The following is a 20,974-nucleotide window of genomic DNA, read 5'->3' on the forward strand; positions in this document are numbered from 1 at the left end:
AAGGCAGGCCAACATGTCAGACAACACCTATCAGCCACCCAAAGTGTGGGAATGGAAAAAGAACAACGGCGGCGCGTTCGCCAACATCAACCGCCCCATTTCCGGCGCGACCCATGAGAAAGATCTCCCTGTCGGTTCGCACCCGCTGCAGCTCTACTCGCTGGGCACACCGAACGGCCAGAAAGTGACGATCATGCTTGAAGAGCTGCTGGCGCTGGGCGTGACGGGCGCGGAGTACGACGCGTGGTTGATCCGCATCGGCGAGGGCGATCAGTTCTCCAGCGGCTTCGTTGAGGTGAACCCGAACTCGAAAATACCGGCGCTGCGTGACCACTCCACGAACCCGCCAACGCGCGTCTTTGAATCCGGCAATATCCTGCTCTATCTGGCGGAGAAATTCGGCCACTTCCTGCCGAAAGATCCCGCGGGACGCACCGAGACGCTGAACTGGCTGTTCTGGCTGCAGGGCGCGGCGCCGTTCCTCGGCGGCGGTTTTGGCCACTTCTACAACTATGCCCCGGTGAAAATCGAGTACGCGATTGACCGCTTCACCATGGAAGCTAAACGCCTGTTCGACGTGCTGGATAAACAGCTGGCGCGCGGTCGCTACGTGGCGGGTGAGGAGTACACCATCGCGGATATCGCCATCTGGCCATGGTTCGGCTGCGTGGCGCTGGGCAGCGTGTACAACGCCGCCGAGTTCCTGGATGCAGAGAAGTACACCAACGTGCAGCGCTGGGCGAAAGACGTGGCGAACCGCCATGCCGTTAAGCGCGGACGCATCGTTAACCGCACCAGCGGCGAGCTGAACGAGCAGCTCCACGAACGCCACGCGGCGAGCGACTTCGAGACCAATACGGAAGATAAGCGTCAGGCGTAATGTTCTGCCGGGCGGATCGCCGCCCGGCAACCGAGATCCTTTCGCAGGGCATGATTGGCCTAAAGGTTGAGCCGGTATTGCTGGCACTATCTGTGCGTTTTTCTCACCTCAGAGTGAGAAGCGACGTATCAACCGACAGCAGTCACAAAGGATCTGTTATGAAACTGATTAAAACAACGCTGGCTATCAGCGCCCTCATTTTTTCCACCTCGGGAATGGCCATCGATAAAACCGCCGCTGGCGCGGTAGCAGGTGCTGCCATTGGCGCGGCCACGGGCAAAGATCTGAAATCCACCGTTGGCGGTGCCGTTGTTGGCGCAGGCACGGGTGCCATGTTCAAAAACGGCGACAAAGGTAAAGCCGCGCGTAAAGGCGGCGCCGTAGGGGCTGCCGTGGGCGCAGGCGCCGCGGCGGTTACCGGCAAGAGCGTGCTGAAAGGTGCAGCCGTTGGCGCGGGCACGGGCGCGCTGATTGGTGAAGCGACGCACTAATAGTTTTCGCCGGGCGTCGCAGCGCGTGCCCGGCCTCATGGCTGTTCAGTAATAACTCCCTGCACCCAATCACGACTATTTGCCCTCAACTTATGGTCAGAAATGTCACCCGGAATATATCAATGGTGGTCGTCATACTGATGCTCAATCACCATTCCTTCCGCCACGCTCGCCACATGGCGTGCACGCGGATGATAGACCGGTGCAGGGGCGGCATACGTTGTTTGTACAGGTGCAGGCGCAACGCTTACCGCCTCAGGAACCGTAGCTGACTGCGGAACAATCACGACCTTATACCCGGCAGGAACATCGACCGTGACGCTCTGGGCCATCGCTGTATTGACCACGGCAAAACCTGCCAGGGCAGCAAATAAAATAATACGTTTTTTCATAAATTGAATTATTTCCGGCTTCAAGAAGATAATTCATTATGTCGACTGAATCTTAAGACAATATTAATTTTCATGTTCTGAAATGTGCAGAAAATGCCAAATATATTGTCACAAGCGAATATTTTAATTTTTGAAATATATTGACTTACGCTTTTTAAAAAGGCAGCAAGAAACATGCTCGCATGCCGCCTCGCCTGTTATGTTAATACTTTATATCCCGCGCTTTTTGCCGCCCGGTCTGTTTCATCTGACGTTTATCCTGGCGGCAGTCGTGATTACTCTGGTTATTGTTCGCCACGCAGGTCTGCTTCATCTGCCGTGACGCGTCGCGGGTTTCCTGCCTGACATCACGCGCCACGCGCCGCTCCTGCGCCTGCTGGGTCGCACTGGTGGAAACCGAGAAAAGCGTCAGAAAAATGAGAGAAAGGACAGGGATAAAAGATAACGATCTGTTCATAGCAACACCTCGTAGAAGAGAGTCCAGAACGTCAGGGGTTAGCAAAAGAATAGCAGTTTCAGAGCACGCGGAATGGGGAAGGCGTTAATAATGTAAGGCCGCTCAAGGCGGCCTTACAACGTTGCGTTATGCCGTAAGGCGGAACTTCTGCACCGAGCGCTGAAGATCTTCGGTCTGACGCTCCAGCGCCGAAGCCGCCGCGGAAACCTCCTCCACCAGCGAGGCGTTTTGCTGGGTGACGCCGTCCATCTGGGTAATGGCGATACCGACCTGCGAAATGCCCTTACTCTGCTCCTCAGAGGCAGAGGCGATTTGCTTCATAATGGTCGTCACTTCCGTCACGTCCCGCAAAATCGCATCCATGGTCGTACCCGTGTCGCTTACCAGCTTTGCACCCTGCTCGACGCGGGAAACGGAATCGGTAATCAGCCCCTCAATCTCTTTCGCCGCGTTGGCGCTGCGGCTTGCCAGGTTGCGGACTTCGCCCGCCACGACGGCGAAGCCGCGCCCCTGTTCGCCCGCGCGCGCTGCTTCAACCGCCGCGTTAAGTGCCAGAATATTGGTCTGGAAGGCAATGCTGTTAATGACGTTGGTGATTTCAGCAATTTTCTTCGAGCTTTCCGAAATACCGCTCATGGTGCTTACCACCTCTTCCACCAGCGAACCGCCGCGGCTGGCGGTGGTTGAGGCCACATCGGCCAGCTGGCTTGCCTGGCGGGCGCTCTCCGCGTTCAGTTTCACCGTAGCGGTCAGCTGTTCCATGCTGGCTGCCGTCTCTTCCAGCGCCGCCGCCTGCTCTTCGGTGCGGGAGGAGAGATCGTTGTTACCGCTGGAAATCTCCGTCGCCCCGCGCCAGATATTTTCACTGCCGGAGCGGATCGTGCTGACCGCCTCGCGCAGGCTGTCCTGCATGGCGCTCAGCAGCGGCACCAGCTGTCCCACGCAGTTGCGGCCGAACGGCTCAATGGGCTGGCTGAGATCGCCCTGAGCAATCTGGCGGAACTGCTGGCGAATGCGGTCCAGCGGTTTGACCAGCATCGCGACCAGGTAACGGTCGGTGAAGAGCAGGATCAGCAGACCGACGATCGTGGCGACGATAATCACCGTACGGGTCATGCTGGTCAGGCCGTCCACCACCACGCGGGTGCTGTCGAGCGACTTTGCAGCAGCACTGTTGAACTCTTCAGCCGCCGCGCCGAACGCGCGGCTCAGCGTTGGCGTGACGTTATTGGCCTGCTGACGATAGCCGTCCAGCGCGCCCAGTTTCGCCTGCTGCATTTGCGGCGTCACGCCCTGTTCGAGCAGCGCCTGCCAGGCACCGATCACCCGGGAAGAGACCTGGGGATCCATTGGGCCTGGGGAGATCGCCTTCATCTCGGCCAGCTTCTTGCCCATGTTATCCAGCGCCTGCTGGGCAGAGGCCAGATCCGGCGTGCCGCCTGCGGCTTTGACTTCCATTGCGCGGCTCAGACGGGTCACAAAGCGGAAATACTGATCGTTGCCCTGGCTGAGCACCGTCATCTGCTTGACCAGCTGGCGGTCCACCTCGTTGCCATCAGAAACGCGAGACAGAGACCAGGTGCTGTACAGCCCAACACCCGCCCACATTAAACAAAAGATCCCGAGAATCGCCAGCATGACGAAACGGATCGTGAAATTACGGAGCATATTCATAAGTCTTCCTTGCCGTGAGGGTGAATTCGCCCAGAGGCGAGTCTTACCCTCGTTATCGGCAGAAACTGACGAAGTTATACTATTTCGCGCGTAATTTTATAAAAATCTTCGCTACCCTTCCGTTCGCCGGAAAAGGATAATCACTGCGGGGAAAATCTTACTGCTCAATACATGTTTTCATATTTCAGCAGCCGTCGAAATGTAAAACAGACAAACAGTTAATTAACCTCACAACCCGAAAGGATGAATACCCTGATGAATGAGACGGTCAAAGAACCGCACGACCGGTCAAGAAACCCTTTAATTTGTATGCAAATCATTCCAAAGCATTTAGCTCATGAATTAAATTAAATTTATTAATCAGATTTAATTATTTAAACGCTAATTATTGTGCAGGATATTTTTTTAGATTTCATTACATCCTTACCTGCTGAGGAAGTTCTTATTTTAAATAAATTCATTTAAAAAGAGCCGGACAATTTTCGACTCATCCAGAGAACTTCAAATGCGCAAATTAATGAATCGTACATTGCTTTCGCAATGTGTATTAGTGGCTTTAACGTCATTTGGCGCCCAGGCTAACGTAACACCCGCTACGCCCTGCCAGCCGGGCGTGACATCGCAGACCTGCGGCTTAACGAAATATGTAGATAATAGTTTCTATGAAGATCCCGGCGTGACTAATGCCATTATGGCCGACACCACCGCAAATAATATCTTTATGGATGGAAGCCGTGAATCAGGGGATACCCAGTCATTAACCGTTTCTGGTACCGACATGTCCGGCCATTATATTCAGGGCAGCAACGGGGGGACGGCTAATATTACGGTGAATAACGGCGCCACCGTCGATATGATCGAAGTGGGCAATACCGGTGCAACCACCAATACGACGGTGACCATCGATGACGCCACGCTGAATGGCGAAAATGACGCCGGAAGCTACGAGGGCAAGAAAGCCTATATGATGGGTTCCGCCATTTATCTCGACCCCATGGATAAAGGTTACCACACCGTCAACGTTGAGGACGGCAGCATGCTGCACGGCAGTATTCTCAGTGCGGGAGCCGGTGCACAAAATATTGCCATCAGCAACAGCACGATGGATAAAGGCGGTATTTACGCGGGTAGCGATAAATCTGATACCAATATTACGCTGACTAACGCTTCCGTGGATGCCTCGCAGAGCGAAATCGCGCAGAACATCGACACGCTGGCGGTAAAACTGAGCGGATACAAGCCCTTCAGCGACATCAACCTGGATGCCTTTGGCGATGTCGCCATCGCGATGTACGGAACGAAGGCTGATTCGCTGGCGCTGGATAACAGTACGGTCACCGGCGACATTGGGGCCTTTAACGAAAACGGCACCACGCTGATTTCATTGACCAATAACAGCGTGGTAAATGGCAATGTGACCGTCGATGGTAACGCCGCAAATTCCGTTCTGGTGGATAACAGCACCGTGAATGGCGAGATAAATACCAGCCAGAGTACGGGCAATAGCACAATTACGCTGCAGAACAACGCGACCGTCAACGGTGATATTACAACGGGTGCAGGTGATGATACGGTCGTGCTGACCAATGATTCACATGTCAATGGCAATGTTAACGGTGGTGACGGCAGCGATACCCTGTCAATGGATGCGGGCAGTTCTATATCCGGACAAATAAGCCAGTTTGAAACGGTAAATACCACCAGTGATAACAGCATTGCCATTGATAAAATTAACGATGCAACCAGCTGGAGTTTGCAAAACGGTTCAACCCTGATTGCCAACACCACCGGCAGCAATGCGCTGGTTACCATGAGCACCGACAGCTACGTGAATTTCGGTAATATTACCGGCGCCAATAACGCCGTGGTGGTGAACAGCATTACGCCGTCAGCACAAAATCAGCAGGGAATAGTCCTGGGGACCTTCACCACGTCGGGCAGCAGTGCGCCGCAGAATTATGCAGCAGCCACGTTTACCAACGGCGACCAGACCGTGGAGAACCGTAGCGGCGCCTATAACTACAACAACAGTCTGAATATTGTTGCGGCCGACAGCGCGCCTCAGGCTCAGTTGACTGCAGATAATAGCCAGAGCTGGAATATTGAATTTAACAGCCAGAAGGGCAACCTTGCGAGCGACGTTCAGGGGCTGGTAGCCGGCCTGGATGCAGCGGAACAGGCCGGGCATCAGGTAGCGGATGACATCAGCAACCACATGAACCAGGTGCATCTGGCAAACCTGCTGGGAGAACAGCAGGACGGTGCGCAGGTCTGGGGCGATTTCCTTTATCAGAACGGTAATTTCAGCAACGATGTCGACTATAAAAGCATCACTCAGGGTGCGCAGGGCGGCGTAGACTGGACGGCGCATCTGGACAACGGCGACAGCGTCACCGGCGGTATCGCGCTGGCGTGGACGCGCAGCCGCGTGCAGGACACCAGCGACGGCGCGGATAGCTTCAAAGACAGCGTTTACGGTAACTACTACAGCCTGTATGGCGGCTGGCAGCAGGCGCTGAACGGCCGAACCTGGGGTCTGTTTGCTGACGGCAGCTTCAGCTACGGCGATATGCGTTACTCGCTGTCTGCCAACAACGTGACGGGCGATACCAGCGGCATGACGGAAGCGCTGCACGGCTCCACCGATGGCAGTCTGTATCTGGCGCAGGCCCGCACCGGGGTGAACGTGTTGCTGCCAGGCGAAACGCTGCTGCAACCCTACGCCACTCTTGGCTGGGATCAGACCAAAGCGAACGGCTTCTCTGACAGCGAAGTCACCTTTGCCGACAGCCAGGTCTCTTCCTGGAACGGCGGCGCGGGCGTGAGGCTCACCACCACCCTTCGCGATTTGAACAAAAACGTGAAGGTGATGCCGTGGATCGACGCGCGCTTCCAGAAAGAGTTCAGCGATGACACCGACATTCAGGCGGCGGATTATCACAATACCTCCGGTCACAACAACACCATGGGCATCTTTGGGGCAGGTATCAACGCCACCATCGCCCATAACTTCACCCTGACCACCGGCGTCTATGTCGGTACTGGCGATGTGGATAACGATGCCAGCGTACAGGCGGGGATGAGCTACAGCTTCTGATTGTCGTCTGATTGCCCGGTGACCTGCGTGTACCGGGCAGTGCGGGACTCAACGTCTGACGCATCCCGGGGAAAATTGCTGGCAGGGAGTTCTGCCATCGCTTCTCCCCGGGATTTGTGTTTTGATAAGGACAGAATGAAAACGCCGTTTCAAAAATTCATCGATAAGAAAAGGAGACATCATGTCCTGGTACCCTGCCCCTGACCGCTACGAGAACATGCAGTACCGCCACTGTGGCAAGAGCGGCCTTCGCCTGCCCGCGCTGTCGCTTGGCCTGTGGCATAGCTTCGGCCATATTCAGCCTCTTGATGCCCAGCGGGCGCTGCTGCGTAAAGCCTTTGACCTCGGCATTACCCATTTCGACCTTGCCAACAACTACGGCCCGCCAGCAGGCAGCGCGGAAGAGAATTTTGGCCGTCTGCTGCGGGAGGACTTTGCCGCGTATCGCGACGAGCTGGTTATCTCCACCAAGGCGGGTTACGACATGTGGCCCGGGCCATACGGCTCAGGCGGATCGCGCAAATATCTGCTCGCCAGCCTCGATCAGAGCCTGAAACGCCTGGGCGTCGACTACGTTGATATTTTCTATTCCCACCGCGTGGATGAAACCACGCCGATGGAAGAGACGGCCTCTGCGCTTGCCCACGCCGTGCAGAGCGGCAAAGCGCTGTATGTAGGCATTTCCTCCTATTCAACCGAGCGCACGCAAAAAATGGCCGAGCTGCTGCGCGAGTGGAAGATCCCCCTGCTGATCCACCAGCCGTCCTATAACCTGCTCAACCGCTGGGTCGATAAGACCGGTTTGCTGGATGCGCTGGCGGCAAACGGTACCGGGTGCATCGCCTTTACCCCGCTGGCGCAGGGGCTGCTGACCGGAAAATACCTCAACGGTATTCCTGAAGATTCACGCATGCAGCGTGAAGGCAAGAAAGTCCGCGGTCTGAACGAAAAAATGCTGACCGAAGCCAACCTGAACAGCCTGCGTCTGCTGAGTGAAATGGCGCAGGCGCGGGGTCAGACTATGGCGCAGATGGCGTTGAGCTGGCTGCTGAAAGACGCGCGCGTGACGTCAGTGCTGATTGGCGCAAGCCGCCCGGAACAGATTGAGGAGAACGTTCGGGCGCTGGATAACGTGTACTTCAGTGAGGACGAACTCAAGCGGATTGACCAGCATGTTGCGGATGGGGAGTTGAACCTGTGGCAGGCGTCGTCTGATAAATAAGGCCGCACCGAGCAGTCCCCTCTCCCCTTTGGGGAGAGGGTTAGGGTGAGGGGTAAGGCGTACTTTACTTCTTACTGATCTTATCCAGATACCCCATCACAAACGCAGACAGCACAAACGTCAGATGGATAATGACGTACCACATCAGTTTGTTATCCGGCACGTTCTTCGCGTCCATAAACACGCGTAGCAGGTGGATAGAAGAGATCGCCACAATCGACGCGGCCACTTTATTCTTCAGCGACGAGGCATCCATTTTGCCCAACCAGCTGAGCTTCTCTTTGCGCTCGTCGATATCCAGCTGAGAGACGAAATTCTCGTAGCCGGAGAACATCACCATTACCAGCAGCCCGCCCACCAGGGTCATATCCACCAGCGACAGCAGAACCAGAATCAAATCCGCCTCGGCAATGGAAAAGATATTCGGCAGAACGTGCAGGATTTCCTGAAAGAACTTAATCGTCAGCGCGATAAGCGCCAGCGAAAGGCCAAAATAGACAGGGGCCAGTATCCAGCGAGAGGCGTACATGGCGTTTTCAAAAAAGCGTTCCATAAAGTCCTGTTTGCAAAAGAAACCAGCGCCCAGTATATCCCAATGGCGCTGACTGTTTGCAATAGCTCACCAGTATGGTCACTCAGACGTTGTCGGGGTTAACCTCGGGACGGGCGTATTCCGGCCAGACCAGCACCACCAGCTCCGGGTAGGCTTCAAGGCTGAACTCACGAAAACACTGACGCAAATTTAATACGTCCAGATCGGAATAAGAGACCTTCTCGCCGTTAAGGCAGCGTTTTTTGATATTGTCATAATATTTATACACGGCTGAATTGAGATCGCTACAGCGTCGCTGTGCTTCAAACAGTCCGGGCGTGTCATTAATTTCCGACATTTTCATGCGTTTAATTGTCGCGTGTAAAAAGTCGATATATTCATGGTTCACCCGCCAGTACCAGACAGGCGTAACGGAGTTCATCAATACAGAGAAATGGTCTTCCCCTTCCTCTTTTGTCATGAGTTCCGGTTGCGGCGGTTCACTGGTGTCTTTCGACACTTTCGTTTTATTGAACTCCTGCATCAATAAAAGCACACCAGCGGTCAGTAATAGTAATGTGATGACCGTAAAAAAGATGCTGTTCATGGGTAGGCTCCATTTTTTTTGATTTTAAATTTGCCTCATGATATTGTCAACGAATCTCACGCCTTTACCAACCCCACCCTGTTGAAATTAAAGGAAATTAAAAATGCTGCCCGACTATCTCGTCCCGGCTAAGTACCACATTACGCCTGTGGAACAGCAACCGACGGAAGCAGAAAAAGAGGTCAGTTTCACTCAGGGGAAAAGAAAGCTCTCTGATTTCGAGCCTGATATATTAATTGGTGTTTCCCGTACCGGCAAATCCCGTAATATGTTGCTGGAAGAGCACGATCGTCATATAAAAGACCGCTTATTTCGCGCCATAAAAATTGAAGCTTTTGTCCACCTGCTGAACGATCTGCAGGCCGAAGGTGAAATAGATGCCCAGAAACTAAGTCAAATATTGGCCGAAAAAACCAAAGAAATTAACGAAGCGGGCAATGAAATTTGGCTTAACTTAATTACGCGCGAAAAAAACAACCCAATTTTTTATAGCCTGGGGGAGGATTAACGTGAAGGAAGTTAAAAATAACGACGTTTATTTGACTTTGGATGATAAAAAAAGTGATGAATTTATCTTAAAGCAAAATCTCGACGCGCTGCGAAACACAAAAAATGACGAGATGACGCGCATTACACAAGACCTGGTATCGATCCCGGCGACGCTGGTGCGGCTGAAATGGCAGAATCGCCGTGAGATTTATCCGCTGCAGGTCAAAGAAGAAATTTACGGCGCCGTGATGAACGCCATTATGGAACAGCGGCCAGAGCTAAAAGAGAAGCTTCTGGGACGCCTTGAGGCCAACTACCAGTACCTGCTTGCCAGAGAGATCGCCACCCTGCGTCTGACGCGCAAACTGTCAGACGGCGAGTACCGTACCTCAAACGTCACCTGCGTTGCGCTTGATGAGGACGCGCTGGCAACCCCCTCTACCGCACCGACGGAAAATAAAAACGCATAAACCCAACAGGCATAAAAAAAGCCGGCTTTCGCCAGCTTCTTTATCACTTCGCGGCCGCTTTCTCTTCGCCGACCAGCCCAATCTTCAGATAACCCGCCTGATGCAGCGTGTCCATTACCTTCATCATGGTTTCATAATCCACGGTTTTATCCGCACGGAAGAAGACCGTGGTGTCTTTTTTACCGCCGGTAAGCTGATCCAGCGCCGGGATAACAGAGTCGGCCGTTACCGGGTCGTTACCGAGGAACATCGATTTATCGGCCTTCACGGACAGATAGACAGGCTTTTCCGGGCGCGGCTGCGGCTGGCTGGACGAGGCTGGCAGATTCACCTTCACGTCCACCGTCGCCAGCGGCGCGGCCACCATGAAGATGATCAGCAGAACCAGCATGACGTCGATAAACGGCGTCACGTTGATCTCATGCATTTCGCCGTTATCGTCCAGATTTTCGTTTAGACGCATCGCCATAATATCAACCCACGCGCAGTTTGGACGCCGCGTGCACCGGCTTAACGGCGCTGGCATTCAGGTCGAGATCGCGGCTCTGCAGCAGCAGAACCTGCGCGGCAACGTCACCGAGGGTGGCTTTGTAGCTGCCAATCATCCGCGCGAAGATGTTGTAGATAACCACCGCCGGAATCGCCGCGACCAGACCAATCGCCGTCGCCAGCAGCGCTTCTGCGATACCCGGCGCAACGACCGCCAGGTTGGTGGTTTGGGTCTGCGCGATACCGATAAAGCTGTTCATGATGCCCCAGACCGTACCGAAAAGACCGATGAACGGCGAAATCGCGCCGATGGTGGCCAGATAACCATTGCCGCGCCCCATGTGTCGGCCAACTGCCGCCACGCGACGTTCCAGACGGAAACCGGTACGCTCTTTTATGCCTTCGTTATCTTCACTGCCCGCGGAGAGTTCCAGCTCGTTCTGTGCTTCATTCACGAGCAGGGTAGTCAGGCTTTTCGCGTGGAAGGATGAGGTCATATCTGAAGCCTGATCCAGAGAGCGGGCTTCTGCCAGCTGTTGCTGTTCCCGCTTGAGGCGACGCTTCTGCGAAAGCAGCTCGGCGCTCTTGCTGAAGAAGATAGCCCAGGTGACAACGGACGCCAGAATCAGGCCGATCATCACAATCTTAACCACGATGTCAGCATGCTGATACATGCCCCAAACGGAGAGATCCGCCTGCATCAAATTATTACCCACTCTGTATCTCCAGGACGCAAATCACAAAATCTGAACGTAATAATATCAAAACATCGTCGAATTGATAGTAGTTCTCATTAGTATTTGCATAGTGCCGCAATTTTCGTTCACTTTCCTTGCGCTTACGCAGTAAAAATTTCTTATGCGCTTTTTTGCTAATATTTTCTGCTTATTCGATAAGCCTGCGGGTGCAGTTTTTTCCAATCGTGGTAGTCTGGACGTCCAGACGTATAAAAACAGGGTTAGCGAACATGACAACGAAGCATCTTGATACCACGCTGGTACAGGCAGGACGCAGCAAAAAATATACTCAGGGATCGGTCAACAGCGTGATTCAACGCGCCTCCTCGCTGGTGTTTGACACCGTTGAGGAGAAAAAAAACGCCACGCGCAACCGCGCAAAAGGCGGGCTGTTTTATGGCCGTCGCGGCACGCTAACCCACTTTTCTCTGCAGGAAGCGATGTGCGAACTGGAAGGCGGCGCAGGCTGCGCGCTGTTCCCGTGCGGCGCGGCGGCGGTCGCCAACACCATTCTGGCGTTTGTGGAACAGGGCGACCATATCCTGATGACCAACACCGCCTATGAACCCAGCCAGGACTTCTGTACCAAAATCCTCAGCAAGCTTGGCGTGACGACCGGCTGGTTCGACCCGCTGATTGGTGAAGGTATTGCCGAACTTATTCAGCCAAACACGCGCATTGTGTTCCTGGAATCGCCGGGGTCACTCACCATGGAAGTTCACGACGTGCCGGCTATCGTCAAGGCCGTGCGCAGCAAAGCGCCAGAGGCGATCATTATGATCGACAACACCTGGGCGGCAGGCGTGCTGTTTAAAGCGCTGGAATTCGACATTGATATTTCCATCCAGGCGGCGACGAAATACCTGATTGGCCACTCTGACGGCATGATTGGTACTGCGGTTTCCAACGCGCGCTGCTGGGATCAGCTGCGTGAAAACGCCTATCTGATGGGCCAGATGGTGGATGCCGACACGGCGTACATGACCAGCCGCGGAATCCGCACGCTGGGCGTTCGCCTGCGTCAGCACCACGAAAGCAGCCTGAAGGTGGCCGAATGGCTGGCTCAGCATCCGCAGGTTGAGCGCGTAAACCATCCGGCGCTGCCGGGCAGTAAGGGGCATGAATTCTGGCAACGTGACTTTACGGGCAGCAGCGGTTTGTTCTCGTTTGTGCTGAAAAAACGGCTGAATAATGACGAGCTGGCAAGCTATCTGGATAATTTTAGCCTCTTCAGCATGGCCTACTCCTGGGGCGGTTTTGAATCCCTGATCCTGGCTAACCAGCCGGAGCAGATCGCGGCCCTGCGCCCCGGCGGTGAAGTGGACTTCAGCGGTACCCTAATACGACTGCATATCGGTTTAGAAAATGTTGACGATCTGATTGCGGATTTAGCAGCAGGGTTCGAGCGTATCGTGTAGAGTGCTGGCTTAAAATGTACTCTCTGGACGCTTTTGTGGACACCGCAAGCAGAAAAGTCTGCATGAGTTGCGCCCGGGATCAAACCCGACGGGCGAATTAGGGAGTACAATAGCGCTATATCTGCTGTTCCACAGGAAAGTCCATGGCTGTTATTCAAGATATTATCGCGGCGCTCTGGCAACATGATTTTGCCGCCCTGGCGGATCCTCACGTCATAGGCGTCGTCTATTTCGTGATGTTCGCAACGCTGTTTCTGGAAAATGGATTACTGCCAGCTTCGTTTTTACCCGGTGACAGTCTGCTTTTGCTTGCCGGGGCGTTGATCGGCAAAGGCGTCATGGACTTTACGCCCACGATGGTTATCCTCACTTCCGCAGCCAGCCTGGGCTGCTGGCTGAGCTATCTGCAGGGCCGCTGGCTCGGCAACACGCGCGTGGTCAAAAGCTGGCTGGCGCAGTTACCCCATAAATACCATCAGCGTGCAACCTGCATGTTTGACCGGCACGGCCTGCTTGCGCTGCTGGCCGGGCGTTTTCTGGCGTTCGTTCGCACCCTTCTGCCGACGATGGCGGGCATTTCCGGTTTGTCGAACCGCCGATTTCAGTTCTTCAACTGGCTGAGCGCCCTGCTTTGGGTTGGCGTGGTGACGACATTCGGCTACGCGCTGAATATGATCCCCTTCGTGAAACACCACGAAGATCAGGTGATGACCTTCCTGATGGTGCTGCCGATGTTCCTGCTGGTGGCGGGCCTGGTGGGAACCATCGCGGTAGTGATTAAGAAGAAGTACTGCAGCGCATAATTCAACAAAGCCGGGTGGCGCTATCGCTTACCCGGCCTACGTTTTTCGTCAGGCTCCCTGCATCGTTCTTATACGTGACGCATCCTCTCCCGGCGTGACGCCGAAATAGCGCTTAAACTCCCGACTGAACTGCGACGCACTTTCATAGCCCACCCGCATCGCCGCCGCGCTGGCCTTCATGCCGTCGTGGATCATCAGCATCCGCGCCTTATGCAGCCGGTAGGTTTTGAGGTACTGCAGCGGCGAAGTGCTGGTCACCGATTTAAAGTTATGGTGAAACGCCGAGACGCTCATATTGGCTTCCGCCGCCAGCTGGTCGACGCTGAGGTTTTCGGTGTACTGGCTTTCGATACGCTTGAGCACGCGGCTTATCAGGCTGAAGTGGGTCTGTCGGCTCACCAGGGCAAGTAACGCGCCGCCGCCCGGGCCCAGCAGCACGTGGTACAGAATTTCTCGGATAATCTGCTTGCCCAGTATGCGCGCGTCCAGCGGCCTCTCCATGACGTCCAGCAGACGCTCAATGGCGCAGAGGATCTCTTCCGACAGCGTTGCCGAGTTGATCCCGCTTGAGGCCATCGAAGGCTGGAAGAGTTCGTCTTCGCCAATCTCCATCAGCAACTCCTGCAGCTGGAGGATATCAACATTGACGCGGATCCCCGCCAGCGGAACCGCCTCTGTCGCGAAGGTTTCACATTCGAAGGGTAAAGGTACTGTCAGCAGCAGATATTCATTGGTGTCGTAGCGGAACACGCGCTCGTTGATATAGCCAATTTTATGGCCTGAAAAGAGAAAAACGATGCCCGGCTGGTACATGACCGGCGTACGCGTTCCGGGCTGCGTGCCGTAGAGCAGGCGAATGTCCGGCAGCAGATCGCTGGCACGATTTTCATTATCTATCAATCTCTTAATCTGCGCAGTGAGCTGCTGGCAGATAGCCTCACGGTTCATCTTGCGTTACTCCGGGTGCGGTTTTCGACGTTGACAGTGTGCGTTGTTTTCCGCGCTTTCTCCAGCGCTCTGTAGAAATGGGCAAGACATCGGCAGGAATGTGCATTGAGGGCGTAGCCCCGGACAGCCACAATGTGCAGCATCAGGTCGCCCTCTGCGCACCACGGTTTTTCACCCACTAAAGGGAACGAGCAATGAACAACTTTAATCTCCACACCCCAACCCGCATTCTGTTTGGTAAAGACGCTATCGCTGACCTGCGCGCACAGATCCCTGCTGACGCCCGCGTGCTGATCACCTACGGTGGCGGCAGCGTGAAAAAAACCGGCGTGCTGGATCAGGTTTACAGCGCGCTGGACGGTCTGGACGTGCGTGAGTTCGGCGGCATTGAGCCAAACCCGTCCTACGAAACGCTGATGAACGCGGTGAAAATCGCCCGCGAAGAAAACATCACCTTCCTGCTGGCGGTCGGCGGCGGCTCCGTGCTGGACGGCACCAAATTCATCGCGGCGGCAGCGCACTATGCTGACGGCATCGATCCGTGGCACATTCTGGAAACCCGCGGCAGCGACATCAAAAGCGCTATCCCGATGGGCTCCGTGCTGACCCTCCCGGCCACCGGTTCTGAATCCAACAAGGGCGCGGTGATCTCCCGTAAAACCACCGGCGACAAGCAGGCCTTCATGAACGAACACGTTCAGCCCGTGTTCGCCATCCTGGACCCGGTTTACACCTACACCCTGCCTGCGCGTCAGGTCGCGAACGGCGTGGTCGATGCCTTTGTTCATACCGTTGAGCAGTACGTCACGTATCCGGTGAATGCCAAAATTCAGGATCGTTTTGCGGAAGGCATTTTGCTGACGCTGATTGAAGAAGGTCCGAAAGCGCTGAAAGAGCCGGAAAACTATGACGTTCGCGCCAACGTGATGTGGGCCGCCACCCAGGCGCTGAATGGCCTGATCGGTGCTGGCGTGCCGCAGGACTGGGCGACCCACATGCTGGGCCACGAACTGACGGCGATGCACGGTCTGGATCATGCGCAGACGCTGGCCGTTGTGCTGCCTGCGCTGTGGAATGAAAAACGTGATACCAAACGCGCCAAACTGCTGCAGTACGCTGAGCGCGTGTGGAACATCACCGAGGGTTCTGACGATGCGCGTATTGATGCCGCCATCGAAGCGACCCGCAGCTTCTTTGAAGGTCTGGGCGTGCCAACGCGTCTGTCTGGCTACGGTCTGGACGGTAGCTCCATCCCAGCCCTGCTGGCGAAACTCGAAGAGCATGGCATGACCCATCTGGGCGAGCACGGCGACATCACCTTGGACGTCAGCCGCCGTATTTACGAGGCGGCACGCTAAGCGTTTTTGTCCCCCCGACTTTCGTTTTTTGACATTTCGTCCAGACTTAATGCACACCCCATCGCCGGAGTCTCCCTCCGGCGATGCGCACCTGAAGGAGGAAAAATGGCAAACCAAACCGTAATCAAGCTGCAGGACGGCAACGTGATGCCCCAGCTGGGGCTAGGTGTATGGAAAGCCGGTAACGACGAGGTCGTCTCCGCCATTCATAAAGCCCTGGAAGTCGGCTATCGGTCGATTGACACCGCCGCCGCGTACAAAAACGAGGACGGCGTGGGGACCGCACTGGCCAGCGCCGGTGTCCCCCGCGATGAGTTATTCATCACCACGAAACTGTGGAATGACGATCAAAAGCGTCCCCGTGAGGCCCTGCAGGAGAGTCTGGAGAAGCTCCAGCTCGATTTCGTCGACCTGTATCTCATGCACTGGCCGGTTCCGGCCATCGACCATTACGTTGATGCCTGGAAAGGGATGATTGAACTGCAAAAAGAGGGGCTGGTGAAAAGCATCGGCGTCTGCAACTTCCAGGTTCATCACCTGCAGCGGCTGATTGACGAGACGGGCGTCGCGCCGGTGATTAACCAGATCGAACTGCACCCGCTGTTGCAGCAGCGCCAGCTTCACGCCTGGAACGCCACGCATAAGATTCAGACCGAATCCTGGAGCCCGCTGGCTCAGGGTGGTGAAGGGGTATTCGATCAGAAAATTATCCGCGACCTGGCGGATAAATACGGCAAAACCCCGGCGCAGATCGTCATTCGCTGGCATCTGGACAACGGCCTGGTGGTGATCCCGAAATCGGTCACGCCATCGCGCATCGCCGAGAATTTCGACGTCTGGGATTTCCGTCTGGACAAAGATGAGCTGGGGGAAATTGCGAAGCTGGATAAGGGCAAGCGGCTTGGGCCAGACCCGGATCAGTTTGGCGGATAATCGCGTAAAAAAGCCGGGTGGCGGCTGCGCCTTACCCGGCCTACGCGCTGGCCTGTAGGCCCGGTAAGCGCTAGCGCCACCGGGCTTTGTTACAGGTTTAACCGATCTTACGTTTTACGGTCTTCTTCGTTCCCGCTCCACCGTTCGAACGCTGATGCACAATCGGCGTGTGCTTGGTCAGCGCCGGGCGCGTATTGCGATTCTGGCGACGCGCTTCGCGCATCTCCTCCAGCGTCGGGGCCGGTACCAGACAGTCGCGGCGCGAGCCGATCAGGTGCTTTTTGCCCATCTCTTCCAGCGCCTGGCGGATCAGCGGCCAGTTGGCCGGATCGTGGTAGCGCAGCAGCGCTTTATGCAGACGACGCTGTTTATCCCCTTTCGGCACCACCACGTCTTCACTCTTATAACCAATCTTACTCAGCGGGTTCTTGCCGGTGTAGTACATGGTCGTCGAGTTGGCGAGCGGTGACGGATAGAAGTTCTGCACCTGATCCAGGCGGAAGCGGCGCTGCTTCAGCCACAGCGCCAGGTTCACCATGTCCTCATCACGCGTGCCCGGGTGGGCGGAGATGAAGTACGGGATCAGATACTGCTCTTTGCCCGCCTGCTTCGAGTAGGTGTCGAACAGCTGTTTAAAACGATCGTAGCTGCCCATGCCCGGCTTCATCATCTTCGACAGCGGGCCTTCTTCGGTGTGCTCCGGCGCAATCTTGAGATAGCCACCCACGTGGTGCGTCGCCAGCTCTTTGATGTAGCGCGGATCTTCCACGGCGATGTCATAACGCACCCCGGACGCGATGAGGATCTTCTTGATGCCTTTCAGATCGCGCGCGCGGCGGTAGAGGTTGATCGTCGGCTCGTGGTTGGTGTCCATGTGCTCACAAATGCTCGGATAGACGCAGGAGAGGCGACGACAGGTCTGTTCCGCGCGCGGTGATTTGCAGCGCAGCATATACATGTTGGCGGTTGGGCCGCCAAGATCGGAAATCACGCCGGTAAAGCCCGGCACGGAGTCGCGAATGGCTTCGATCTCATTGATGATTGAATCTTCAGAGCGGCTCTGAATAATGCGCCCTTCGTGCTCGGTAATGGAGCAGAAGGAACAGCCACCGAAGCAGCCGCGCATGATGTTGATCGAGAAGCGGATCATCTCATACGCCGGGATGCGGGCGTTGCCGTACGCCGGGTGCGGCACGCGCTTGTACGGCAGCGCAAAGACGCTGTCCATCTCTTCGGTGGAGAGCGGGATCGCTGGCGGGTTGATCCAGATAAAGCGCTCGCCGTGCTTCTGCATCAGCGCGCGGGCGCAGCCCGGGTTGGTTTCATGGTGCAGAATACGGGACGCGTGCGCGTAGAGCACCTTGTCGGCTTTCACCTTCTCGAAGGAGGGCAGCAGTACGTAGGTCTTTTCCCACGGCTTCGGACGCGGCGGCTGCACGACGATCGCCTTCGCTTCCGCCTTCTTTGGCTCTACCGGTTTGTTATCGGCACACGGCAGATCGTCGCCGTACGGATGTGGGATCGGGTCGATTTTGCCCGGCATATCGATGATGCGGGAATCTACCCCGCGCCAGCCCGGCAGCGCCTCTTTCACCATGATCGCAGTATTGCGCACGTCGCGGATGCTGCTCACCGGCTCGCCCTGCGACAGGCGGTGCGCCACTTCCACCAGCGGACGCTCGCCGTTTCCGTAAATCAGCATGTCGGCCTTGGAATCCACCAGCACCGAGCGGCGCACGGTATCTGACCAGTAGTCGTAGTGTGCGGTACGGCGCAGGCTCGCCTCGATGCCGCCCAGGATCACCGGCACGTCTTTCCAGGCTTCTTTGCAGCGCTGGGTGTAGACGAGGGTTGCGCGGTCCGGACGTTTGCCCGCCACGTTATCCGGCGTGTAGGCGTCGTCATGGCGCAGCTTACGGTCAGCGGTATAGCGGTTGATCATCGAGTCCATGTTGCCCGCGGTCACGCCGAAGAACAGGTTCGGTTTACCCAGACGCATAAAGTCGTCTTTGCTGTTCCAGTCGGGCTGGGAGATGATCCCCACGCGGAAGCCCTGCGCCTCAAGCATGCGGCCACAGATGGCCATGCCGAAGCTCGGGTGGTCAACGTAGGCATCGCCCGTGACCAGAATGATGTCGCAGCTGTCCCAGCCCAGTTGGTCCATCTCTTCCCGGGACATCGGCAGGAACGGCGCCGGTCCAAAGCAGGCCGCCCAGTACTGGGGCCAGGAGAAGAGGTCACGATCCGGCTGGATCAGGGAAATTGCGCTCATAATGCTTCCGAAGAAAAAATAAACAAAAGGAGCGGGATTATACGCTGTTCATCTGCCAGATTTGAAGAAAAGGATGCAGGAAGCAGGCAGATATTCACGGAAGTCGTTAAAATACGCCGCCCTGATAATTTTGGATCATAATATTCACTCTATTTTCCGGTGATTTGCCCCGGAATGCGTGTTTGTGCGGAGCTCAGTTGTGAAGCCCAACGATTCGTTACATGTCTCCCAGCTGCGGGTTGTCCTGCACCTCTGCGGTTTCCTTGTGCTGCTGTACAGCCTTTCCATGCTGCCGCCGATGGTTATCGCCCTGCTGAACAAAGAGCGGACCTACTTTGCCTTCCTGACCACTTTTTTAACCTTTTTTAGTCTCGGAGGCTTAACCTGGCGGGCAACCCGCCACGCCGGCATCCAGCTGCGCACCCGCGACGGTTTCGTGATTATCGTGCTGTTCTGGCTGCTTTTTTCATTGATTAGCGCCATGCCGCTCTGGATGGATGACGGGCTTCAGCTCTCCTTTGCTGACGCGCTCTTTGAGGGGGTTTCCGGGATCACCACTACCGGAGCGACGGTGATCGGGGACGTCAGCGCCCTGCCTAAGTCGTACCTGTATTACCGCGCTCAGCTGAATTTCATTGGCGGGTTAGGCGTCATCGTGCTGGCCGTCGCGGTCCTGCCGCTGCTGGGCATTGGCGGCATGAAGCTTTATCAGTCAGAGATGCCGGGGCCGTTCAAGGAGGAGCGTCTGACGCCCCGCCTTGCCGATACCGCGCGCACGCTGTGGGTGACCTACTTCGCGCTGGGCGTGGCCTGCACTCTGGCCTACTGGCTGGCGGGAATGTCCTTTTTTGACGCCGTCTGTCACGGGCTTTCGACCGTGTCACTGGGCGGCTTCTCCACCCGCAGCGAGAGCATTGGTTTTTATGACAGCCACGCAATCGAGCTGGTTGCCGGGGCGTTTTCGCTGCTCTCCGCGTTTAACTTCACCCTCTGGTACGTCGCCATTGTCCGACGCACCCTGAAGCCGATTCGTCGCAGCCCGGAGGTTAAATTCTTCCTGAGCGCCGCTGCCGCGATTATCCTCATCACCGCCTGGCAGGTCTGGCATGCAGGCATGTACAGCCCCACGGATAGCCTGGTGCACGCCTTCTTCCTTGCCAGTTCGATGATGACCGATAACGGCCTGTCGACCGCCGACTACGCCCAATGGCCCACCCACACCATCTTCCTGCTGTTGAGCGCCAGCTTTTTTGGCGGCTGCGTAGGCTCGACCTGCGGCGGGATCAAAGCCCTGCGTTTTTTGATTATGTTCAAGCAGAGTATTCAGGAGATGAACCAGCTGGCGCATCCGCGCGCGCTGCTGAGCATTAAGGTGGGCAAAAGCGTGGTGAATGAACGCGTCCTGCGCTCGGTCTGGAGCTTCTTCTTTCTCTACGTGATGATCACGGGCTTTTTTGTCTGGGCGCTTAATCTGATGGGCTACGATCTGTTTACGTCATTCGCGACGGTCGCCGCCTGTATCAACAACATGGGGCTGGGATTTGGCGAGACGGCGTCGACGTTCGGCACGTTAACAGAAGGGGCTAAGCTGTTGATGTGCGCGGCAATGATCTTAGGGCGTCTGGAAATTTACCCGGTGCTGATTCTGTTCTCGCGCTTTTTCTGGCGGGCATAAACCATTCCCGGCGAACCGGGAATGTCAGAG

20 protein-coding genes are annotated in these 20,974 nt (G+C 55.8%); 11 read left to right on the forward strand and 9 right to left on the reverse strand.

What is annotated here, in order from left to right; all coding sequences use genetic code 11:
* The first annotated feature begins 13 nt into the window (after positions 1 to 13).
* Both yghU and ACEPLT_RS18945 read left to right on the forward strand, forming a co-directional pair.
* Positions 14 to 880 carry a glutathione-dependent disulfide-bond oxidoreductase gene (yghU, locus tag ACEPLT_RS18940; RefSeq protein ID WP_008499796.1) on the forward strand — a complete coding sequence of 289 codons (867 nt, stop codon included), beginning with the start codon at positions 14 to 16 and terminating at the stop codon, positions 878 to 880.
* Between the two features lie 158 nt (positions 881 to 1,038).
* A complete protein-coding gene (locus ACEPLT_RS18945) occupies positions 1,039 to 1,371 on the forward strand; it encodes a glycine zipper domain-containing protein (protein WP_032675495.1) in 333 nt (110 codons plus the stop codon).
* Positions 1,372 to 1,490: 119 nt separating this feature from the next.
* Here the strand turns inward: ACEPLT_RS18945 and ACEPLT_RS18950 are convergent, their stop codons facing one another.
* From ACEPLT_RS18950 to ACEPLT_RS18960, 3 genes are all read right to left on the reverse strand, one after another.
* Positions 1,491 to 1,763, reverse strand: a complete 273-nt coding sequence (locus tag ACEPLT_RS18950) for a hypothetical protein (protein WP_032653384.1) — start codon at positions 1,761 to 1,763, stop codon at positions 1,491 to 1,493.
* A gap of 202 nt (positions 1,764 to 1,965) precedes the next feature.
* Entirely contained in the window at positions 1,966 to 2,220 is a 255-nt protein-coding gene (locus tag ACEPLT_RS18955) for a hypothetical protein (protein ID WP_032653387.1), read from the reverse strand.
* Between the two features lie 126 nt (positions 2,221 to 2,346).
* Entirely contained in the window at positions 2,347 to 3,894 is a 1,548-nt protein-coding gene (locus tag ACEPLT_RS18960; protein WP_025912490.1) for a methyl-accepting chemotaxis protein, read from the reverse strand.
* A 550-nt stretch (positions 3,895 to 4,444) separates the two neighbouring features.
* Between ACEPLT_RS18960 and ACEPLT_RS18965 the strand changes: the two genes are divergently transcribed.
* Together ACEPLT_RS18965 and ACEPLT_RS18970 are read left to right on the forward strand one after the other, a co-directional pair.
* Positions 4,445 to 6,991 (forward strand): autotransporter family protein, encoded by a 2,547-nt coding sequence (locus tag ACEPLT_RS18965; RefSeq protein WP_223825737.1) that lies wholly within the window; start codon positions 4,445 to 4,447, stop codon positions 6,989 to 6,991.
* Positions 6,992 to 7,172: 181 nt separating this feature from the next.
* On the forward strand, positions 7,173 to 8,213 hold the full coding sequence (locus ACEPLT_RS18970; RefSeq protein WP_023326069.1) for an aldo/keto reductase: 1,041 nt from the start codon (positions 7,173 to 7,175) through the stop codon (positions 8,211 to 8,213).
* A gap of 64 nt (positions 8,214 to 8,277) precedes the next feature.
* Here ACEPLT_RS18970 and ACEPLT_RS18975 read toward each other — a convergent pair whose 3' ends face one another.
* Complete coding sequence (locus ACEPLT_RS18975) at positions 8,278 to 8,766, reverse strand: TIGR00645 family protein (RefSeq protein ID WP_008499805.1); 489 nt, start codon at positions 8,764 to 8,766, stop codon at positions 8,278 to 8,280.
* 82 nt (positions 8,767 to 8,848) lie between these two features.
* Positions 8,849 to 9,352 carry an ESA_00282 family adhesion-associated protein gene (locus ACEPLT_RS18980; RefSeq protein ID WP_008499806.1) on the reverse strand — a complete coding sequence of 168 codons (504 nt, stop codon included), beginning with the start codon at positions 9,350 to 9,352 and terminating at the stop codon, positions 8,849 to 8,851.
* Between the two features lie 103 nt (positions 9,353 to 9,455).
* Between ACEPLT_RS18980 and ACEPLT_RS18985 the strand changes: the two genes are divergently transcribed.
* Positions 9,456 to 9,860, forward strand: a complete 405-nt coding sequence (locus ACEPLT_RS18985; protein WP_008499807.1) for a hypothetical protein — start codon at positions 9,456 to 9,458, stop codon at positions 9,858 to 9,860.
* A 1-nt stretch (position 9,861) separates the two neighbouring features.
* Complete coding sequence (locus ACEPLT_RS18990) at positions 9,862 to 10,311, forward strand: hypothetical protein (protein ID WP_023294557.1); 450 nt, start codon at positions 9,862 to 9,864, stop codon at positions 10,309 to 10,311.
* A 43-nt stretch (positions 10,312 to 10,354) separates the two neighbouring features.
* Here the strand turns inward: ACEPLT_RS18990 and exbD are convergent, their stop codons facing one another.
* Positions 10,355 to 10,780, reverse strand: a complete 426-nt coding sequence (gene exbD, locus ACEPLT_RS18995; RefSeq protein WP_008499809.1) for a TonB system transport protein ExbD — start codon at positions 10,778 to 10,780, stop codon at positions 10,355 to 10,357.
* A 4-nt stretch (positions 10,781 to 10,784) separates the two neighbouring features.
* Complete coding sequence (gene exbB, locus ACEPLT_RS19000; RefSeq protein ID WP_021242115.1) at positions 10,785 to 11,516, reverse strand: tol-pal system-associated acyl-CoA thioesterase; 732 nt, start codon at positions 11,514 to 11,516, stop codon at positions 10,785 to 10,787.
* Positions 11,517 to 11,767: 251 nt separating this feature from the next.
* On the opposite strand from exbB, the gene metC reads away from it, so the two are divergent.
* Entirely contained in the window at positions 11,768 to 12,955 is a 1,188-nt protein-coding gene (gene metC / locus ACEPLT_RS19005) for a cystathionine beta-lyase (RefSeq protein ID WP_023344922.1), read from the forward strand.
* A gap of 143 nt (positions 12,956 to 13,098) precedes the next feature.
* Positions 13,099 to 13,758, forward strand: a complete 660-nt coding sequence (gene yghB / locus ACEPLT_RS19010; RefSeq protein ID WP_008499812.1) for a DedA family general envelope maintenance protein YghB — start codon at positions 13,099 to 13,101, stop codon at positions 13,756 to 13,758.
* 48 nt (positions 13,759 to 13,806) lie between these two features.
* Here the strand turns inward: yghB and ACEPLT_RS19015 are convergent, their stop codons facing one another.
* Positions 13,807 to 14,706, reverse strand: coding sequence for an AraC family transcriptional regulator (locus ACEPLT_RS19015; RefSeq protein WP_008502996.1), 900 nt, complete (start codon positions 14,704 to 14,706; stop codon positions 13,807 to 13,809).
* Positions 14,707 to 14,900: 194 nt separating this feature from the next.
* Between ACEPLT_RS19015 and yqhD the strand changes: the two genes are divergently transcribed.
* Together yqhD and dkgA are read left to right on the forward strand one after the other, a co-directional pair.
* The gene (yqhD, locus tag ACEPLT_RS19020; protein ID WP_008502995.1) at positions 14,901 to 16,064 is read left to right on the forward strand and encodes an alcohol dehydrogenase; all 1,164 of its coding nucleotides are present in this window, start codon (positions 14,901 to 14,903) and stop codon (positions 16,062 to 16,064) included.
* 105 nt (positions 16,065 to 16,169) lie between these two features.
* Positions 16,170 to 16,997, forward strand: coding sequence for a 2,5-didehydrogluconate reductase DkgA (gene dkgA / locus ACEPLT_RS19025; RefSeq protein ID WP_021242117.1), 828 nt, complete (start codon positions 16,170 to 16,172; stop codon positions 16,995 to 16,997).
* Positions 16,998 to 17,094: 97 nt separating this feature from the next.
* Here dkgA and ACEPLT_RS19030 read toward each other — a convergent pair whose 3' ends face one another.
* Complete coding sequence (locus tag ACEPLT_RS19030) at positions 17,095 to 19,269, reverse strand: YgiQ family radical SAM protein (RefSeq protein ID WP_045415160.1); 2,175 nt, start codon at positions 19,267 to 19,269, stop codon at positions 17,095 to 17,097.
* A gap of 199 nt (positions 19,270 to 19,468) precedes the next feature.
* Here ACEPLT_RS19030 and ACEPLT_RS19035 point away from each other — a divergent pair, with 199 nt between their 5' ends.
* Positions 19,469 to 20,944: a TrkH family potassium uptake protein gene (locus ACEPLT_RS19035; protein WP_008502992.1), complete on the forward strand. Its 1,476-nt coding sequence runs from the start codon at positions 19,469 to 19,471 to the stop codon at positions 20,942 to 20,944.
* Positions 20,945 to 20,974 lie beyond the last annotated feature (30 nt).

The sequence above is a fragment of the Enterobacter sp. fkY84-1 genome (genome assembly GCF_052974705.1).

Bases quoted from the DNA above. Each gene is read 5' to 3' on its own strand.
- ACEPLT_RS18945 (WP_032675495.1), top strand. From the start codon at position 1,039: ATGAAACTGATTAAAACAACGCTGGCTATCAGCGCCCTCATTTTTTCC.
- ACEPLT_RS18975 (WP_008499805.1), bottom strand. From the start codon at position 8,766: ATGGAACGCTTTTTTGAAAACGCCATGTACGCCTCTCGCTGGATACTG.
- ACEPLT_RS18950 (WP_032653384.1), bottom strand. From the start codon at position 1,763: ATGAAAAAACGTATTATTTTATTTGCTGCCCTGGCAGGTTTTGCCGTG.
- ACEPLT_RS18985 (WP_008499807.1), top strand. From the start codon at position 9,456: ATGCTGCCCGACTATCTCGTCCCGGCTAAGTACCACATTACGCCTGTG.
- yghB (WP_008499812.1), top strand. From the start codon at position 13,099: ATGGCTGTTATTCAAGATATTATCGCGGCGCTCTGGCAACATGATTTT.
- ACEPLT_RS18980 (WP_008499806.1), bottom strand. From the start codon at position 9,352: ATGAACAGCATCTTTTTTACGGTCATCACATTACTATTACTGACCGCT.
- metC (WP_023344922.1), top strand. From the start codon at position 11,768: ATGACAACGAAGCATCTTGATACCACGCTGGTACAGGCAGGACGCAGC.
- yghU (WP_008499796.1), top strand. From the start codon at position 14: ATGTCAGACAACACCTATCAGCCACCCAAAGTGTGGGAATGGAAAAAG.
- exbD (WP_008499809.1), bottom strand. From the start codon at position 10,780: ATGGCGATGCGTCTAAACGAAAATCTGGACGATAACGGCGAAATGCAT.
- dkgA (WP_021242117.1), top strand. From the start codon at position 16,170: ATGGCAAACCAAACCGTAATCAAGCTGCAGGACGGCAACGTGATGCCC.
- ACEPLT_RS19030 (WP_045415160.1), bottom strand. From the start codon at position 19,269: ATGAGCGCAATTTCCCTGATCCAGCCGGATCGTGACCTCTTCTCCTGG.
- ACEPLT_RS18960 (WP_025912490.1), bottom strand. From the start codon at position 3,894: ATGAATATGCTCCGTAATTTCACGATCCGTTTCGTCATGCTGGCGATT.
- ACEPLT_RS18970 (WP_023326069.1), top strand. From the start codon at position 7,173: ATGTCCTGGTACCCTGCCCCTGACCGCTACGAGAACATGCAGTACCGC.
- ACEPLT_RS19015 (WP_008502996.1), bottom strand. From the start codon at position 14,706: ATGAACCGTGAGGCTATCTGCCAGCAGCTCACTGCGCAGATTAAGAGA.
- yqhD (WP_008502995.1), top strand. From the start codon at position 14,901: ATGAACAACTTTAATCTCCACACCCCAACCCGCATTCTGTTTGGTAAA.
- ACEPLT_RS18955 (WP_032653387.1), bottom strand. From the start codon at position 2,220: ATGAACAGATCGTTATCTTTTATCCCTGTCCTTTCTCTCATTTTTCTG.